General features: G+C 36.9%; 19 protein-coding genes and 1 tRNA gene. 8 read left to right on the forward strand and 12 right to left on the reverse strand.

The window, feature by feature from the left end:
• Nucleotides 1–96: 96 nt before the first annotated feature.
• From I3259_RS06770 to I3259_RS06780, 3 genes are all read right to left on the reverse strand, one after another.
• On the reverse strand, nucleotides 97–2037 hold the full coding sequence (locus I3259_RS06770; RefSeq protein WP_238028924.1) for a monovalent cation:proton antiporter-2 (CPA2) family protein: 1941 nt from the start codon (nucleotides 2035–2037) through the stop codon (nucleotides 97–99).
• A gap of 11 nt (nucleotides 2038–2048) precedes the next feature.
• The gene (locus tag I3259_RS06775) at nucleotides 2049–2663 is read right to left on the reverse strand and encodes an NAD(P)H-dependent oxidoreductase (RefSeq protein WP_238028925.1); all 615 of its coding nucleotides are present in this window, start codon (nucleotides 2661–2663) and stop codon (nucleotides 2049–2051) included.
• 169 nt (nucleotides 2664–2832) lie between these two features.
• A complete protein-coding gene (locus I3259_RS06780) occupies nucleotides 2833–3747 on the reverse strand; it encodes an AraC family transcriptional regulator (RefSeq protein WP_238028926.1) in 915 nt (304 codons plus the stop codon).
• 228 nt (nucleotides 3748–3975) lie between these two features.
• Here I3259_RS06780 and I3259_RS06785 point away from each other — a divergent pair, with 228 nt between their 5' ends.
• The gene (locus I3259_RS06785) at nucleotides 3976–5127 is read left to right on the forward strand and encodes an iron-containing alcohol dehydrogenase (protein WP_238028927.1); all 1152 of its coding nucleotides are present in this window, start codon (nucleotides 3976–3978) and stop codon (nucleotides 5125–5127) included.
• A gap of 70 nt (nucleotides 5128–5197) precedes the next feature.
• Here I3259_RS06785 and I3259_RS06790 read toward each other — a convergent pair whose 3' ends face one another.
• A complete protein-coding gene (locus I3259_RS06790) occupies nucleotides 5198–5665 on the reverse strand; it encodes a hypothetical protein (RefSeq protein WP_238028928.1) in 468 nt (155 codons plus the stop codon).
• Nucleotides 5666–5803: 138 nt separating this feature from the next.
• On the reverse strand, nucleotides 5804–6295 hold the full coding sequence (lptA, locus tag I3259_RS06795) for a lipopolysaccharide transport periplasmic protein LptA (protein WP_238028929.1): 492 nt from the start codon (nucleotides 6293–6295) through the stop codon (nucleotides 5804–5806).
• A 381-nt stretch (nucleotides 6296–6676) separates the two neighbouring features.
• Between lptA and I3259_RS06800 the strand changes: the two genes are divergently transcribed.
• The 3 genes from I3259_RS06800 (at nucleotide 6677) to I3259_RS06810 (ending at nucleotide 8607) form a co-directional block, all read left to right on the forward strand.
• A complete protein-coding gene (locus I3259_RS06800) occupies nucleotides 6677–6820 on the forward strand; it encodes a hypothetical protein (protein ID WP_238028930.1) in 144 nt (47 codons plus the stop codon).
• Nucleotides 6821–6965: 145 nt separating this feature from the next.
• Nucleotides 6966–7610, forward strand: a complete 645-nt coding sequence (locus I3259_RS06805) for a DUF1007 family protein (protein ID WP_238028931.1) — start codon at nucleotides 6966–6968, stop codon at nucleotides 7608–7610.
• 19 nt (nucleotides 7611–7629) lie between these two features.
• Nucleotides 7630–8607 carry a nickel/cobalt transporter gene (locus I3259_RS06810; RefSeq protein ID WP_238028932.1) on the forward strand — a complete coding sequence of 326 codons (978 nt, stop codon included), beginning with the start codon at nucleotides 7630–7632 and terminating at the stop codon, nucleotides 8605–8607.
• 20 nt (nucleotides 8608–8627) lie between these two features.
• Here the strand turns inward: I3259_RS06810 and I3259_RS06815 are convergent, their stop codons facing one another.
• The 3 genes from I3259_RS06815 to I3259_RS06825 form a co-directional block, all read right to left on the reverse strand.
• Nucleotides 8628–9029, reverse strand: a complete 402-nt coding sequence (locus I3259_RS06815; protein ID WP_238028933.1) for an ACT domain-containing protein — start codon at nucleotides 9027–9029, stop codon at nucleotides 8628–8630.
• Between the two features lie 43 nt (nucleotides 9030–9072).
• Nucleotides 9073–10371: a hypothetical protein gene (locus tag I3259_RS06820; RefSeq protein WP_238028934.1), complete on the reverse strand. Its 1299-nt coding sequence runs from the start codon at nucleotides 10369–10371 to the stop codon at nucleotides 9073–9075.
• A 93-nt stretch (nucleotides 10372–10464) separates the two neighbouring features.
• A complete protein-coding gene (locus tag I3259_RS06825; protein ID WP_238028935.1) occupies nucleotides 10465–10629 on the reverse strand; it encodes a hypothetical protein in 165 nt (54 codons plus the stop codon).
• A 683-nt stretch (nucleotides 10630–11312) separates the two neighbouring features.
• Between I3259_RS06825 and I3259_RS06830 the strand changes: the two genes are divergently transcribed.
• A tRNA-Gly gene (locus I3259_RS06830) sits at nucleotides 11313–11386 on the forward strand.
• A gap of 161 nt (nucleotides 11387–11547) precedes the next feature.
• The gene (locus I3259_RS20210) at nucleotides 11548–11670 is read left to right on the forward strand and encodes a hypothetical protein (RefSeq protein WP_255721112.1); all 123 of its coding nucleotides are present in this window, start codon (nucleotides 11548–11550) and stop codon (nucleotides 11668–11670) included.
• A 41-nt stretch (nucleotides 11671–11711) separates the two neighbouring features.
• Here the strand turns inward: I3259_RS20210 and I3259_RS06835 are convergent, their stop codons facing one another.
• Complete coding sequence (locus I3259_RS06835) at nucleotides 11712–12617, reverse strand: hypothetical protein (protein WP_238028936.1); 906 nt, start codon at nucleotides 12615–12617, stop codon at nucleotides 11712–11714.
• Nucleotides 12618–12855: 238 nt separating this feature from the next.
• Between I3259_RS06835 and I3259_RS06840 the strand changes: the two genes are divergently transcribed.
• Nucleotides 12856–13800 (forward strand): questin oxidase family protein, encoded by a 945-nt coding sequence (locus I3259_RS06840; RefSeq protein ID WP_238028937.1) that lies wholly within the window; start codon nucleotides 12856–12858, stop codon nucleotides 13798–13800.
• Between the two features lie 219 nt (nucleotides 13801–14019).
• Nucleotides 14020–14265, forward strand: a complete 246-nt coding sequence (locus I3259_RS06845; protein WP_238028938.1) for a hypothetical protein — start codon at nucleotides 14020–14022, stop codon at nucleotides 14263–14265.
• Between the two features lie 74 nt (nucleotides 14266–14339).
• On the opposite strand, the gene I3259_RS06850 is transcribed toward I3259_RS06845, so the two are convergent.
• From I3259_RS06850 to I3259_RS06860, 3 genes are all read right to left on the reverse strand, one after another.
• Nucleotides 14340–14711, reverse strand: a complete 372-nt coding sequence (locus I3259_RS06850; RefSeq protein WP_238028939.1) for a hypothetical protein — start codon at nucleotides 14709–14711, stop codon at nucleotides 14340–14342.
• 160 nt (nucleotides 14712–14871) lie between these two features.
• On the reverse strand, nucleotides 14872–15048 hold the full coding sequence (locus I3259_RS06855; protein WP_005365948.1) for an ATPase: 177 nt from the start codon (nucleotides 15046–15048) through the stop codon (nucleotides 14872–14874).
• Between the two features lie 225 nt (nucleotides 15049–15273).
• Nucleotides 15274–16977 carry a phospho-sugar mutase gene (locus tag I3259_RS06860; RefSeq protein ID WP_238028940.1) on the reverse strand — a complete coding sequence of 568 codons (1704 nt, stop codon included), beginning with the start codon at nucleotides 16975–16977 and terminating at the stop codon, nucleotides 15274–15276.
• Nucleotides 16978–17143: the final 166 nt, after the last annotated feature.

A 17143-nucleotide genomic window follows, 5' to 3' on the forward strand; every position in this document is an offset into this window, starting at 1 on the left:
CATCTATAGGATCGTTCAACTGATCATTTTTGTCTTAACTGATCGGCATTAAGCACTATGGCTCCTTTTTTATTCTTAAATTATAGTCATTACCTATTAATGATGATGTTTTTCAACTAGATCTTGTTCAACTTCGTCATGAAATACTTTCGGTGGTGGTGTCCACCCACGTTCTGATTTCGTATGTTTATCAGTACGCTCTTGTTTCATTACTTCACTTAATGTTGATTCTAATTGGTTAAACAATTCAACATAAGAGGTATTAAAACGATCTTCTTCTGTGCTATCTAACCATGTTTGATACAGCTTATCTTTACTTCGAGCCTCTGATTCAACAAACGTGGCCTTTTGCTGCTCCGCCCTAAACGGATGCACGCCTAAGTTTTTCAAGGCTTCTGTTCCCAATGCTAGTGCAGAACGATATGTTTCACTGATCACATAATCAGCTCCCGCACAACGTAATGAGTAATGATGACCTCGATCATAAGCTCTCGCCAATACACGTACTTGAGGGTAAGTTTGTTTTACATAATGAACAAGCTGTGTAGCTCGCTCTTTATCATCAATGGCGACAATAAACAGTTTTGCTTCTTCAATACCGGCGGTATGAAGTAAATCATGTCGTGTTGCATCACCAAAGAAACTCTTAATGTTAATTTTACGCATATTGTCAATTTGCGTTACCGAGTGGTCAAGCACTACCGTTTGTACCCCATTAGAGGCTAATAGTCGGTTTACAATCTGACCAAAACGCCCAATCCCCGCAATAATAACTTTCCCTTGTTCATCAATTTCATCAGCTTCACGCTCATTTTTAGCTTCACAGAAGCGTGGTAAAATCACACGATCATACAAAATAAATAAACCAGGCGTTAAGAACATAGATAACGCAACCACAAGTGAGAGTGTTTGGCTCATTGACTCAGGTAGCACGTTGTTTTGTACGGTATAGCTTAATAATACAAAACCAAATTCACCTGCTTGTGCCAAACTCAATGCAAATAACCAGCGGTCACTGCCTTTTACTTTAAAAATAAAAGACAGTACTAATAGCACAATAAACTTAACCAGCATCACGCCAATAGTTAAGCCAATTACAGTACCAAATTGATCAAACAAAACGTTAAAATCAATACCAGCACCAACGGTAATGAAGAAAAGCCCTAATAATAATCCTTTAAATGGCTCAATATTAGATTCAAGCTCATGTCTAAATTCACTGTTGGCAAGTACCACACCAGCAAGGAAAGTGCCTAATGCTGGCGACAAACCAATTAAACTCATTAAGGCTGCAATACCAATTACAAGCATCAGTGCTGTTGCAGTAAAAATTTCTCGAAGTCCCGATGACGCAACAAAACGGAACAACGGACGGCTTAAGTAATGACCACCAACTACAACAGCAGCAATCGCCAAAATAACAACAATGGTATAAGCCCAACCAGGAAGACCCGCTACAAGACTAAGTTCATCATGGTGCTCTGCCGCTTTAGCCACGACTGCTTGTGACTTTGCCACTAATTCAGGTACTGCCAACAATGGGATCAAGGCTAACATAGGGATAACGGCAATATCTTGAAACAACAATACCGAAAACGCGCTTTTACCACCTTCTGTTTTACTTAAGCCTTTTTCGCTAAAGGTTTGCAATACAATCGCAGTAGAAGAAAGTGAAAAGATAAGGCCAATAGCAAGGGCATAAGACCATGCAATATCAAATAAATGCGCAATCCCCATCACGGTTAATGCAGTAACAACAACTTGTAATCCACCTAAGCCCAATAAGCGATGACGCATACCCCACAACATTTTAGGCTCAAGCTCTAAGCCGACAACAAACAGCATCATAACGACACCAAACTCAGCAAAATGCTGAATTGTTGTGGTTTCACTACCAACTAAACCAATAACGGGACCAATAACCACACCTGCGATTAAATAACCCAATACCGACCCTAGTCCTAAACGTTTCGCGAGTGGAACAGCAATAACGGCGGCTACCAAATAGATGAAAGCCTGTAAAAAATATCCAGTCATAATACTCTCTTCTATTTAATCACGAATTCTAAACTATGATTCATTTTTGATAATTTACTCGCAACCTCATAGTTGAATTTATTATCCTGAATCGCAATCAGAACACGTTTCCAATTTTGAATATGTTGTTCAATACGGTTCTCTTCATTCGCCATACCTGCGCCAAAGAGTGCAAACGGCGCTAGAAAGTCCATACCGGTTAACTCTGCCATTTGCTCTAGAGGTTGCAATAACTCACGAATGGTATAATGGTTAAAGCCGTCTTTACGATAGCTCGATTCAGGACCACCAGCAGTCAAAGCGCAAAAGAATTTTTTACCTACCAATTCATTCCCTTCACTGCCATATGCAAACCCATATTCAAGTACTAAATCTTGCCATTCTTTTAATAACGATGGTGTGGAATACCAATAAAGAGGAAACATAAATACAATAACGTCGTGTTCACGAAGGCGCTGTTGCTCTTTATCTATATCAATACGATAGGTTGGGTATTCGGCATATAAATCAACGCATGTTACATTGGCGATAGTTTTAGATGCATTAAATAACGGTACATTGATCTCTGAACGATTTTGCGATGGATGGGCAAATAGGATCAGAATTTTAGCTTGAGACTCAGGCATGATTTTCCTGTTTTAATAATAATTCATTCCGCGACGACGATGTGACAACTAACCGCTTCTAAAGTTCCACTCTATGCATACAAACAACAAGTTACATCCCTAATGAGCATACATATTATACCTAAAATTACGCAATCGACTTTAGTTAAAATATACTGATATATAGGAATCATTTTCGAGAATAATCTGAAATTTCATCAATACGGCTAGGTGGCACACCAAAATAACGTTTAAATTCTCGGCTAAATTGAGCCGCACTTTCATAGCCAACTCGTTGAGACGCAAGACTTGCTGATAGCCCCTCTTGTAAAATATAGTTTTTAGCATGATTCAAACGAATTTTTTTGATGTATTGCAAAGGAGGATCCGTTACAACTTGTTTAAAAACTTTATGGAATACAGAAACACTCATCCCAGCCATCTCTGCTAATTCATTAACGTGTAATTTCTGCGCGAAATTCTTTTGTACATACCCAATTACTGTTGATATCTTAGCTAAAGAGCTATCTTGCTCGCAGTAGTGTGCTAATAAATAGCCCTGCTCACTTTGCAATAAATAATAAAAAAACTGACGGATAATAGAAGAACCAAGTACTTTTGCATCAAGAGGATTATGCAAAATATTCAGCAATTCCAACATACAAAGATACATTGACTCTGTCATTTGAGTTGGAGAAACACCACAACGTGTATCTATATTTCCCCAATTTTTCTGCTCTGATTCCATGGCAGAAACCAACTGGCTGATAACATTAATATCAAGATCAATATTAATCCCCATTAATGGTGCTTGTTGAGAAGCAAATGTTTCACACGTTATAGGATAAGATGTCGACACAATAAGGCACTGTTCAACGTCATAAGCAAACTGATGTTGATTTAAATGCCCTATTTTACTTCCCTGAAAAATAACAACTATTCCTTGCTCATACATTTGTGGTGTCAATTTATGATAACGATCAATACGAAATAACCGCACACCTGAAAGCACCGTCTGAACACGATTCGTTTGATCGGATATTTTGTAATACTCACATAATTGACTAGCAACGATAGCTAATTTTTTTTTAAGTTCAGCTTTCATTAAAAACCTATCAAGCCTATTTGTTAACGTTCAACCTATCAATGATAATTCAACTATTCTACTCCTATTTTCCATAACACGAACATAACGCAGCAATATTGTTAAAATAGAAATAGGCAAGAAATAAAGAGAATTATGTATTTAGTTTATCCTACGTTCGCTTCTACACTAGAGATCTCAACACAATAATTAGAATATCAATATCACAATGATATAACGGAGCCTACAATGGATAAGTTTACCTACCAAAACCCTACAAGCATTCATTTTGGTCAAGGTCAAATCGCGGCAATTAGCCAAGCTATTCCTAAAGATAAAAAAGTATTGGTTATTTACGGTGGCGGTTCTATCAAATCCAACGGTGTTTATGACCAAGTAACAGCAGCTTTGGACGGCTTTAACTGGGGGGAATTCTCAGGTGTTGAACCTAATCCACAGTATGACACACTGATGAAGGCTGTCGAGCTTGTTAAAACAGAAGGTTATGACTATCTATTAGCGGTAGGTGGCGGCTCAGTTGTCGATGGTACTAAATTTGTTGCCGCTGCAGCCTGTTATCAGGGAGAAGATCCTTGGAACATTTTACTTAAGCAAGAGCCTGTCACTAAGGTTGTTCCTCTTGGTTGTGTATTAACCTTACCCGCAACGGGTTCTGAAAGTAACGGTGGCTCCGTGGTTTCGCGTGGTAAAGACAAATTATTCTTTGGCTCACCACTCGTAAAACCTACATTTGCTATTTTAGATCCACAAACAACATTGAGTTTATCTCCTCGCCAAGTAGCAAACGGGGTTGTTGATGCCTTTGTTCATACAATGGAGCAGTACTTAACCTATCCTGTTAATGCAAAAGTCCAAGATCGTTTTGCTGAAGGTCTGCTGCATACCTTAATAGAAGATGGTCCAAAAGCATTAGCTACACCTGATGATCTTGCCGTTCGAGCCAATATTATGTGGTCTGCCACTCAAGCTCTCAATGGTTTAATTGGGGTTGGCGTCCCAGCAGATTGGACAACACATATGATTGGCCATGAATTAACAGGTAATTACGGTATTGATCATGCTCGTACGCTAAGCATTGTATTACCTGCCGTCATGAAAGTACGTCGTAAAGAAAAAGAAGCAAAATTATTACAATATGCTGCGCGTATCTTTGGTTTAACAACAGGCACAGCAGATCAACGTATTGATGCTGCGATTGAAAAAACCATCGCCTTTTTCAAACAAATGGGTGTTCCAACAACACTTAATGACGTTGATTTGGGTGAAAAAGATATCGATGTTCTTATCGAAAGCCTTAAAAAACATGGCATGATCGCATTAAGTGAACACCACGATATTACGCCAGAAATCAGCCGAAAAATCTTAATGACTGCATTATAAGTTTATATTGTAATACGGTAGCACTATGAAAAAAGGGAGCATAAGCTCCCTTTAATTATTTCTGTAATCCCTAAACCGAAATAGTAAAACGCTGGCGAGTAACATCCCCCCAGTAACTATCGTGATAAATATCTTCGACGTACTGTTCATTTGTGAATGCGCCAATAGCACGACGCCAAAAAGCAATCGCATGCACTGCGCCTTCAATTTGCTTACTTTCCCATTCACCTGGCATCATTGAAAATAAGCTATGAGCAAAACGTTGACCTGCTTTATTTTTACGAAAGACAGGTACAACATAGAAATCACATACCTCATAATGACAGTTACCATGATCAGCAATCGCAGCTAAGCCCGCTGGCACACCATCAAAATATAAAAGAAAGCCAAGTACATTACCTTCTATTGGTGTATCAAGCGCAAATTTACCATCATTATCAGGCACTTTTTTCGTCAGTGGTGAAAACTCAGCTTCATATGCCTGAGTTAAGTTTAAATAAATGGATATGTTTGAAGTATTAACTTGTACTAATTCCACTGCAGCGACCTTCTTTATCTATTTTATTTGTCTTTCTATAAGATCATTGATCAGTTCTTTGAACAACGTGCAAAATCCATGTCAAATTAACCAAAACAAACAAGAATCACAAGTACTCTTACTTATTTTACTCATTGATTATTTTAACTTTTCAGGTAGTAAAACAGTATTCACTTGGCGTGACTTAGAGCCTTTTGCTTTCATCACCTGAGAAGCCAAGTTATAGCTTATTTCAGCCGCTTGGATTGTACTGCCGTTTTGGGTTATTTTTGCCTTATCCTTTAGCACCATCATGTTATTTGTTGGTGTATAAATACCGTAAAGCGATTCTCCATCCACCACTTTTCCATCTTCCATCACACGATGAAAATAAGCAGGTTTGCCATAAACTTCCACACTTTTTAATGCTTTTGTTTTACTATCCAACTTAATAACGGCCTTATCAGCTTTAATCTGAACACCGCCTTGAGTGATATCTACTTTACCCGTTAATGTCGTAATATTTTTAATAACATCAACATCTTGTGTAATTGCAGACAAATGGATAGGTAACTGTGTTTCTGCTTTTTCAGCCCATGCCGATGAACTCAGTAACAACATACATCCAGCCGCAAATAACTTTAATTTCATACTTAGTTTCTTCTACTCTATTATTTACTTCTTCTTTGCTTATTATACCTTGAAAATCAGTAAATAGCGGCAAAGCTATGAATAATTTGAAATAGTGTTTTTTATTTCACCAAAAAAGCTAACTAATACCAAGTTTAGACTTTTCTATTTCACATTAATCAAAATTAATTCTATCTAGAGAAAACTCACCCATTTCTAGATAATCTAACTACACATTTTTACATAACAAAATTATACATCCACTAACACTAAACGATATAAAACATTTATCAATCAATTAATTAAAACAATCACATTCTACTTACTGACTTCTGACAGTTTGCTAACACATCTATTGCTATGCATGTTATTAAATAATCACATCATATACTGGAGTGCTTTATGATCATCAAACAGAAGCTATATATTTCACTTGGCGTAGTATTGACACTCATTGCAGGTTTTGACCACAACCAACCGCTTGCCGTCTTTGGTGGTGTCATTATTACGACTTCTGCATTTTTACTTGCAGAATTAAAACCATAGCCTCAATAACCGTATATCCTCATAATTATTTACACTTAATTTTCTTTCAGCAAACACAGGTTGATGTTATAACATAACACTATTTATTCTTCTTTGATGCTTTAAACATAGTGCCAAGCTTGTAAATATGGAGATTTCATTTTCTATGCGTTGGGTTTCTTTTACTACACTATTACTTTCATCTTTAACCTTGTTTTCAACCGCTAGCCAAGCACATCCACACTCATGGATTGATATGAAAACCTATATCCAAGGTGATAATAATCAAATCACAGGGTTTAAAATGATATGGACTTTTGATGCTATGACAACAGCATATATGCTGGATGGTGAAGATATGTCACCGGAGCGCAAGATTGAAACGCTTGCTCGCGTTGGTGATTCTGTGATGAAAAATATGATGAATGAACACTATTTTACTTACTTTTATAATGACCAAGAGCCAATCAAATATAAAATTGCTACAAATGGGGTATTAACAAAAGAACGCGCAAAGGCAACACTGACATTTGAACTTCCATTATCCAAACCTCAGCCATTAACCAAAGATTCATTACGACTGCTTATTTTTGAACCAAGTTACTATGTCGATATGTCTTGGAAAGCGAAAAGCGACATCACATTATCGCCAGAGCTCAATAAAGTATGTACTTTTGAACTTGCAGAGCCTAATCCAACTCCAGAGCAAATGCTTTATGCTCAATCATTGCCTCCTGATGCCGATCCCGATAATGCACTTGGTCAGTTATTTACTCAAACAGTAAAACTGCATTGCCCATCAGTTAATTAACGCTTATTAAAGGATTCCCATGGAGCACCATCATTCCGAGCAACATTCTCATATAAATAAAGGTAACTATTGGTTAGGCGCAACCCTTGTTGCCACTTTTCTAATGATTGTTGGTTATTTCCTCTGGCATAATTGGCCAACATTAATGCTTAGTACTATAAAATGGCAACGTGAAATAAACGGTCAGTTGAGTGACTTACTTTATGATGCAAAAGAAAACCCAGCGGCTATCTATTCGCTTGCTGGCGTCAGCTTTTTATATGGTGTATTTCATTCATTAGGCCCTGGGCACGGCAAAATGATTGTAACGACCTATTTAGCAACAAACCCAGCTAAAGTAAAAGCAAGCTTAATCATGACGGTTATCTCTGCTTTTTTACAAGCCTTAGTTGCTATAGTGCTAGTTACCGTTCTACTTGTGTTTTTTAATTCATCTATGCGTGAAATTAATAGCGCAGCAGACCGATTCATCACACTTAGCTTCGTTGCCATGTTATTACTGGGTGTCATTGTTGCTTACCGAGCTTTAAAACAAAGCTGGCAATTATACAAACAGAAAACACATAAACATGACCATAGCCATAGCCATAGCCATAGCCATAGCAGTGATTGTAGTTGTGGGCATAAACACTTTGCTGATGCTGATAGTATTAACCAAGCAACCAATATGCGTGAATACATCGCAATTATCGCCAGTATTGGTATTCGTCCATGTACAGGCGCGATATTAGCACTACTTTTTGCCAATATGGTTGGTATGTATTGGTTAGGTGTTGTAAGCGCTTTACTGATGGCAGTGGGAACAGCACTCACGACGTCAACGATCGCTACCATGACACTTTCAGGTAAAAAGCTGGTTACGAAATATCTTGCGTACTCCGATCACCAGCACTCTTTTACTCCATTAGTCTTTAAACTATTTGGTGGTTTATTGCTCATCGCCCTAGGTTTACTACTGATTAATAGTCAAAGCTATGGGATGTCGCCAGTACTCTAAATAATACTTTGCTATGATAGCTAGCGTTGCGATAGTTCCGTTAACGCTAGCATAGCTTGCTCAGCATGATTTTCATTAACAAAAATATGATCATGATAGAAACCAGCCATCACATTGGCGCTAATTCCATGTTTAGCAAGCTCTGATGCTACAGCAGCAGTTAAACCAACAGCTTCTAAACTTGAGCGTACTTTTAATGTGATACAGCAATACACATTATTAATTTCAATATTGTGTTGAACAGCACTTTCATAGCTTAAAATAAATGTCATTCCTTCTTCTTCACGAAACGTCGCTAATGGTGACATAGAAGCAATAGCATCTAGATTAGTATTTTCTGTACAACAAAAAATATAACGCGTTAAGCTTAACTCTGGTTGTAAATTTGCAAGAATCTCTGTTAAGTCGGTGATACCAGACATTTTTATCTTTCCCTAATAAATTTAATAGCGTGTTAAATTAAAGCTAGCTATTGGATAAAGCCAGCTTATACCCGTTTAAGATTTTACGTTCAGCAATCGTTGATAGAATGAACATCATGACATAACCTAAGCATAGTGCGACAATAATAGCGACGACATTTGCAGTAAATATCGATAATAAATAATAACTTGCTATTAGTGTGATGATACCGCTAAGACGAATGAGTAAGCTTAATGTGAATTTCCCATGGGCTTTGATATAGGCTAATTGGTAAGCATTTAGCATCATAAAAATAAAGAACATAGAAAAATGAAATAATACAATAACTGCCCCGTGATATTGAGGCGGAAAAACAAAGCCTATAATTTCTCGTCCACCAATAAGCATTATGAGGAAAAATGTCACACTCACCATTGCTGCGAGACGAAAGATCCAACGCCTTATTGCTTTAATTTGTTGGTGATCACCTTGCTTAATACATAAGGTTAACTCAGGCAAAACAAAACGATAAATAGGAAATACAAATAACATCGTCATATAAGTGAAGATCGGACGAACAACAACTTGGAAGTCGCCAAGTTCATCTAAGCTAAAATGCGTGATAGTCAATAAAACCGTAATATAAATCATCAAGATACTCGCCCCTGCTTCTAATGAGGCAGTGAAGCTTTTACGAACATAGTTACGCATATTAGGATCAAGTTGAACCGACTTTATAGGCTTAGTCGCTATTTGCTTACGTCGTTTCCAATACATAAAATGAGCAGCAATAAGTGATGAAAACGTCATGCTGTAAAACAATGATGCGAGTGGAGTAAAATGGAGTATGTAATAACACAAAATAAAGCCCATTACATTCGTAATCGGTTCTATCCACGTCACTTTATTAGACACATCATACAAACGATACATGGCTATCAAGTTAGTAAAATAAACCTTCATGCCCATACTAAAAATCACGCCAACCATTTCAAAATAGCCAACGTTAATATGTAATTCATGTTTAATATAAGGGAGTACAACTCCCCATGTTAAGAGAACAATCGTGATTAAACAAAATCGAAAGATGTTAATAATATCACGATCATTATTAGTTTGGCTGTAAGTCACAACCATAGAAGAGCGAAAACCAGTCATTAATATTAATGACAAAGACACAATATCAATCACACTATTAAACAGTGCTAAATCGTCTTTATTAACCCACTGAGCGAGCCAAATCTTAAATAAAAACCCAACAGAAATACTAGCTAATGTCGCGATAACACCAGCTTTAAAAGCAGTTTTCAATCGAGATAAAGCATCTTCACTTGAAGGTGGGACAATATTTTGCTTTTGCATATATATAAACAATAAATTATCAGAAGAATTATAATACGTTATTTATCCCTAAATATCTCTTGTAAATATAATTATCTATTAATCCTTTATTGGTTATATTTCTTTATATGATGAGTATAACGCCTCAAAAACACTCAATTCTTCTTCAAGTTCTGACAACAATAATGAAACATTATTTACATCACCATTTTTAACACAAAGTTGAATATTTTCACGAATGGTTTTAATTTTATTTCTACTAATAGCAATTAACGACATTTCTTTAAGTCCGACTTAACATAATACAAGCATAACATGTGAAATGCATTGTCCTCACCAACGTTATATATTTGTTAGAGCAATGACATTTCTTAACTTCACGCCTAAATAATACATCAAAATGTGATGCATGTCACACTTCATTATAAGAGACGCGTTGAGTAACGCTTGAATGAATAAATAAGATTTATATGACGATACTTGATTAATTTACTTTCTGGTTATATAAGTTTTCAAACGTTAAAAAAGCGGTATCTAAACGCCTCAAAAGTCGATTCGCTGTCTTATTATATTGATGGGATAAGCAGAAACGTATTGCTCGCTCTAGATTTTTTATCATAAACCGTGCTGAAGATAAGCGAATATTTAATATCAATTTATTTGAATGATTTTTTTTCATCGTCTAAAAGTGTAATTATATTTAAAGTAAACCTACTATAACCAAGTTTCTTAACCAATAAGTATAACTGAAATTGAAATCATACATATACAGAATGCTATAAGCACTATCTCAACCTTTGATCATATAACTCCTATATAATACATATTTACTTCCCTCTCTTTTATTTTTGTTAACAAACCTGTGTTTGATTCTTTATTCAGGTCATTTTATTAATGATTTCATTTTGTATGACATTTTTGATTGACCTCATAACTCATAAGCCTTATGTTATAAAAACAGAGCGGATATCGTATAATGGTATTACCTGAGCTTCCCAAGCTCATGACACGGGTTCGATTCCCGTTATCCGCTCCACTTTTGTCAATATTTCCTCTCTTATTTATGAAGCAGACAGTTCTAATTAAAGTTAACATCTTCAATTTAAGTCAGAATAGATACGAAATTCTGCCCTCTTGAATCTCTTTATTAAACTGCGTACAGTTTGCCTTCCTTGCCACTACTTACCAAGATAAATAATGAATAATTGGATTATATTAGCTTTTCTTAGCATATTCATTATCGGCTGTGCTCATTCACTGTCAGAAGGCACATCGATCCAAGCTCATGGCAATGTTGAAATGAGCCGCAGTATCAACTAATTATAAACATAAAGACCAACACAGTATGTTGGTCTTTATGTTTAATCCCCTAACGCTACTCCAAAATGCTCATCACAGGTAACACCGCTTGGGCTACCTCCCGAATCGTAGCCGCAATAATCAACCTCTAATATATTGTACTCTTGACGTGTTTGTTCCAATAACTGCACAAACTCTTCTTTTGTCACCTTACGCTCTCGATAATAACTCGCGTATGTAGATGTTCCCATAAAGAAACCTTGAGCAGTACGTACTCGCGTATCATTCGGTGGTAGTGTTGTTAGCTGATTTTGGGTAAAACTTCCATCGGGTAAACGCACTTGATACAGTACAGTATCATCACCAATCAATCTCGTTGTTGTACTTAACGTCATACCAAAAGCTTCAAACGGTCCAGATAAATTACCGTCACAATCAGACGCACTTTGATCTGCACTAAATAGCTTTTCATTGCCGTTATCACCACAGATACCAGAACCAACAACATCTTGAACAGAATCACACTCAGCAGCATTTTTAGCTGGATATAAAAAAACATTACGCTGTTTAATACTGTTACCAATGACCTCTAAATGAATAAATCCGCGATAGTGATCGTAACGATATGGCCAACTCGCAGAAACATTCGGATCACCATCAGCACCTAAAAAAGTATATTCGCCAACCCACCAGCCTTCTTCACGTTGCCAAGGCACAAAGTCGAGTAAATTAACACTTTCTAAGTCGCATTCAGGTTCTGGAGCCGATTGAGTCAAAATCTCAGGCTCAGGCTCAGGCTCAGGCTCAGGCTCAGGCTCAGGCAAACTATCATCAACGGTTTGAACTTCAACCGATTCTGATTGCACAGGATCAGGCGTTGTATTTACCTTTACTGCATTTTCATTATCACTATTACAAGCCATTATTGAACCACACGCTATAAACGTTAAAAATATTCGCCAAGCCATAAACCACAACCTATTAATCATCTATTAATAGAACAATGTAGTTTGCAAATGTATGGTGTTATTACTCAGTTATAAGATTTCTTCACTTTTGCTAGAAACCTCATCAATAAACTCATTTTATATTTATAAAAAACTGCTGCTATATGACTATTTTTCAATCAGTTAAATAATTAAAAGTAGCCACTCTTATTTAGAACGTCTAATCTTGGATATGTTGTAAATTGCATGGAAGCGATATATGAAAACATCATTATTAACCGCCGAATTAATTGTAGCGGGATTACAATTTCAACCGACGTATAAAAATGGAGTCACGAATTATTTACCAATGTCTTTAGTTGCTCTTGATCAAATGGGGACTAACGATGAGTGTGTATTACATTTTTATCATCAATATATAACTCAGCTTGAAAACGTCGCTCGAAATGAGTCCTTTCTTATACAAGCGAATGAAATAGAACAACGTATTAAAAATGATAGTGTTGAAACAACACTCAGCGCCTATATGCCAAGGTTAATTGCTAGTTTTAATGCACAAGCTTTCCAGTGCATGATACGGTTATCTTATGCAATAAAAAGCCAACAACAACGTGAGATCGCTTATGCATTAGCCTATTGGGATCAAAACTATCAACTTATTACTCCATTATCGACAGCAGATAAATACAACGCAGAGCAGCAGTTAAAGCAACTGGCGCATACTTTTTCAAATAGCTCATTCCAAGCGAATAATATTAGTCAGCGTATTTTTGAAGTCGCTCAGCACCCTAACTATCTAAAGCTTGCCCCCGTTCCTGTTGATATAACAATAGAAAAAGTATTACAGTTAGTCGTTGATTATTACCGTAAGACAGATGACTCTACCTTATTACATGGTATTACTGCCCTTCACGCTTTTATCGAACTGTTACAATATTTCCCAGATCAACAAACAGCATTACAATGGTTTTGGCAAAGTTATACAGCAGCTTTTACGACAGTAGGAAAAAAACTTCAGCAACATCGTGATGTATTACCGACTCCCCCTCACCTAAGTTGGCTTGAAACGATCACACGTGGAGCCTTAAGTAAAAATGAACATACGATTACGCTGATATACAGTTGTAGTGAACTTTATAAACGCTACCCAATGACAGAATTAAAGTATATTGCGAATCAATGTATAGCCAATGAAAACCTTTAATCTTAAACAATCTCCAGCCATATAATCATGTTTATATGGCTGTTTTTTATGCAGTCCGTTTATGAAAGTTTCATTTATTGAACTTAATCTTATGTGCTACATAGCTAACCATTTCAAAAATAAAGCATCAGAGGTAGAGTATTACACTGTAGAGTTAAATTCAGATCTAAGTTATTTTATAAATAGCTTACGCTTATTTTACTATGTGGTAATTAACAAATGAAAATTGAACAAGACGTTATTGAAACGCTAGAAGAGCTAAAAACCTTTATTATCTCAATTGAAAATGGTGGTTTAGGCTTAAAAGATGTAGAAGGCATTGGCTTAGCTAAAAATAACGCTGATGGTCGCCCTTTCATCGCTGTTTTTGATCATAATCAGCAACTAATTTACGGACGCTGGTTAAGCCAAGACGTATACGATAATGGTAAAGATATTGTACGTAACGGTGTAAAACATCACTAATTAAACACTTTAGGATCTAATCTTTATCTTATTATTAATGCGTTAGATCCTAAATATTACACGCCATACTCTCACTATCGTTTTAGTACTTTCGGCTTAGAACTATATTGAAAGTAATTAGGCATAAATAATTTAGGCTCTGAAGTCTTATCGAGAACTTTAACAATAAACGTAGTAAGAATATGGCGCCCAATCTTTAATGTATCTTCAGTTAACGATAATGGCACTTTTGAATGTATTTTTACCCGCTGAAAATCTGAACGATGTCGTGCATTCGCTGCAACAATACTTGCTTCATGTCTTGTTTTACAAATAATACACACATAGCAATCAAACTTACCAGCACGCCCCCAACCACTTAAAAAAATATTCTTTGCGGTCACATAATACATATAAGTATGCTCGCACTGCAGTAATAATAGATACACACTAATGCAACTAAGCACTTATGTCACCTGCTATTTTGTTACTACTTAGAATCTATTTTTATTGATTGTTTTGTTAATATTTTCAACATGTTACCATTGATTACTTTGGTGGTTATAAAAATAATTAAGCCTCTATATATTCGACAAAAATGCCTAGATACAGAGGCTTTATTGGTACCTATTCAGGCTTTCTTTCACCAGTCATAAATGCATGAAGAATTTCTGGTGTTAATTCACCAGCCTCTTCTAATCGCTTTAATTCAGCAACAATTTTCTTCTGCTCATCAAGCTCTGGAATAGGAAGCTCTGGCTCTTTCTCGTAATCATCTGGTATCGATAAATTTAAATCATGCATAGGAAAACCCTAACTTTTAAATAGTATATTATTTGCTGATTATACACGTAAATGTTTCACGATAGCATCTTGTTTACCGTTTCGCATGCATAACCAAATGGCCTTTAATCTGCACGGCTAGTTCCAAGTTGTTTACCAAAGTCACCGGCATAAAAAATGCGGCAAAATAGATCATTGGTGATCTATTAATGCCGCACTCATCATCGTTCTACGAGAGCGATTTACCTACAATGACTGTTGGTGCTTTTCAATCAACATATCCATCGCTTCTTGAGCACGTTGCTGGGCATGAATCATAGTATCTTCATGTAACATTGGCTCTACTACTTCGTAGTAACATTTTATCTTAGGCTCCGTCCCAGAAGGTCTAACAATAACGCGAGCCCCACCTTGTAAGTGATAGATCAATACATCGCTAACGGGTAATTCAATACCTTCAACCGTACCATCACTAAATGTTCTCAACGATTGTTTATAATCTTCTGTACATACAATCGGTAATCCTGCAATCTCTGTTGGTGGTTGATGGCGTAATGTATCACCGATAGGCGCTGCGGTTGGATCCAGTGCAATACTACGTTGCGCATTTATATACAAACCATGCTCACGATAGATAGCTTCTAATTGATCCCAAATAGTCAGCCCTTTAGCATGCAACTCTGCAGTTAATTGTGCAAACGCTACTAATGCAGATAAACCATCTTTATCCCACACCTTGCTACCAATGGTATAGCCTAATGCTTCTTCGTATGCGAAAAGGAATTGATGCTCTTCTGTTTGTTGGGCCATAGCGACATTCGTTAACCATTTAAAACCCGTTAACGTTTGGTAATAACGCGCTCCAAGAGTCGGCGCAATTTTGCCAAGTAAACTTGAAGATACAATCGTATTCCCAACTAGATTTTGATTGGCATGTGCATGGCTTAATAAGTAATAGCCAAATAATGTTCCAACCTGATCCCCTGTTAGCATTTGATACTCGCCGTCTTCACGACGTACAGCAACAGCAAAGCGATCTGCATCTGGATCATTGGCACAAGCTAATACTGCATCATGTTTTTTTGCTTCTGCAACAACAAGATCCATCGCGCCAGTTTCTTCAGGATTAGGAAATTTTACTGTTGGAAAAGTACCATCAGGCTCTCTTTGCGCTGCAACACTGTAAACATGATTAAACCCAGCATCAGCTAATAATGTTTCTGCCATTTCGGCACCAACACCATGCATTGCCGTATAAGCGATGTTAATTGATTGTGGGTTAGTGTGATTCATCAGTAGCGGATTGGTATTCATCGTTTGGCGGTAAGCTTGATAGTAGTCTTCATCCAGCCAAACGAGTAGCCCTTTATCTACAGCCTCTTCTAGCGGTAAATACGCTAATTCGTGTTTTGTTGCTTTATCAATTTCATCAGCGATACCGGCATCTTGCGGTGGAATAATCTGTGCACCATTTTCCCAATACACTTTAAAGCCGTTGTATTGCGGAGGGTTATGGCTGGCAGTAACAACAACAGCAGCTGCGGTATGAAGATGTTTCACCCCAAATGCAACAACTGGCGTTGGTGCCACTTTTACCGTTAAATAGACTTTAATACCTTGTGCAGTTAATACTGATGCAGTGTCATGTGCAAATTGTTGTGAATCAGGGCGCCCATCATAACCAATAACAACACCTTTGCTGGCCGCTTCTGGGACTGAACGTAACAAATATTGCCCTAATCCTGACGCTGTTTCTTGAATGACTAAGCGGTTCATTCGGTTAGGTCCAGCACCAACAACTCCGCGTAACCCTGCTGTACCAAAGGCTAATCGACCGTCGAAACGGTCCGTTAACTCTGCTTGATTATTGTCTTTGATAAGCTGTTCTAATTCATTTCGTGTTTTTGGGTCAGGATCGCGTTCCAACCAACGAGCGATATCACTATTCATTATTATTGTCCTGCTATGTTGATGATTTTCTGAATCACAATCGAATTGATATGTTCAAGAAGTTGCATCATTAAGTACTACATCATGCTATCAATAAACCACAAATGATAAAAATTCTCATTATATACCATGCTATTTTTATCATATTTACATCTGTATGTTTAAT

The organism is Photobacterium sp. Ph5 (genome assembly GCF_022129445.1).
Lineage (GTDB): Bacteria > Pseudomonadota > Gammaproteobacteria > Enterobacterales > Vibrionaceae > Photobacterium.

Bases quoted from the DNA above. Each gene is read 5' to 3' on its own strand.
- I3259_RS06770 (WP_238028924.1), bottom strand. From the start codon at position 2,037: ATGACTGGATATTTTTTACAGGCTTTCATCTATTTGGTAGCCGCCGTT.
- I3259_RS06855 (WP_005365948.1), bottom strand. From the start codon at position 15,048: ATGCATGATTTAAATTTATCGATACCAGATGATTACGAGAAAGAGCCA.
- I3259_RS06810 (WP_238028932.1), top strand. From the start codon at position 7,630: ATGGAGCACCATCATTCCGAGCAACATTCTCATATAAATAAAGGTAAC.
- I3259_RS06820 (WP_238028934.1), bottom strand. From the start codon at position 10,371: ATGCAAAAGCAAAATATTGTCCCACCTTCAAGTGAAGATGCTTTATCT.
- I3259_RS06800 (WP_238028930.1), top strand. From the start codon at position 6,677: ATGATCATCAAACAGAAGCTATATATTTCACTTGGCGTAGTATTGACA.
- I3259_RS06845 (WP_238028938.1), top strand. From the start codon at position 14,020: ATGAAAATTGAACAAGACGTTATTGAAACGCTAGAAGAGCTAAAAACC.
- I3259_RS06780 (WP_238028926.1), bottom strand. From the start codon at position 3,747: ATGAAAGCTGAACTTAAAAAAAAATTAGCTATCGTTGCTAGTCAATTA.
- I3259_RS06815 (WP_238028933.1), bottom strand. From the start codon at position 9,029: ATGTCTGGTATCACCGACTTAACAGAGATTCTTGCAAATTTACAACCA.
- I3259_RS06860 (WP_238028940.1), bottom strand. From the start codon at position 16,977: ATGAATAGTGATATCGCTCGTTGGTTGGAACGCGATCCTGACCCAAAA.
- I3259_RS06785 (WP_238028927.1), top strand. From the start codon at position 3,976: ATGGATAAGTTTACCTACCAAAACCCTACAAGCATTCATTTTGGTCAA.
- I3259_RS06825 (WP_238028935.1), bottom strand. From the start codon at position 10,629: ATGTCGTTAATTGCTATTAGTAGAAATAAAATTAAAACCATTCGTGAA.
- I3259_RS20210 (WP_255721112.1), top strand. From the start codon at position 11,548: ATGAATAATTGGATTATATTAGCTTTTCTTAGCATATTCATTATCGGC.
- I3259_RS06805 (WP_238028931.1), top strand. From the start codon at position 6,966: ATGCGTTGGGTTTCTTTTACTACACTATTACTTTCATCTTTAACCTTG.
- lptA (WP_238028929.1), bottom strand. From the start codon at position 6,295: ATGAAATTAAAGTTATTTGCGGCTGGATGTATGTTGTTACTGAGTTCA.
- I3259_RS06775 (WP_238028925.1), bottom strand. From the start codon at position 2,663: ATGCCTGAGTCTCAAGCTAAAATTCTGATCCTATTTGCCCATCCATCG.
- I3259_RS06840 (WP_238028937.1), top strand. From the start codon at position 12,856: ATGAAAACATCATTATTAACCGCCGAATTAATTGTAGCGGGATTACAA.
- I3259_RS06835 (WP_238028936.1), bottom strand. From the start codon at position 12,617: ATGGCTTGGCGAATATTTTTAACGTTTATAGCGTGTGGTTCAATAATG.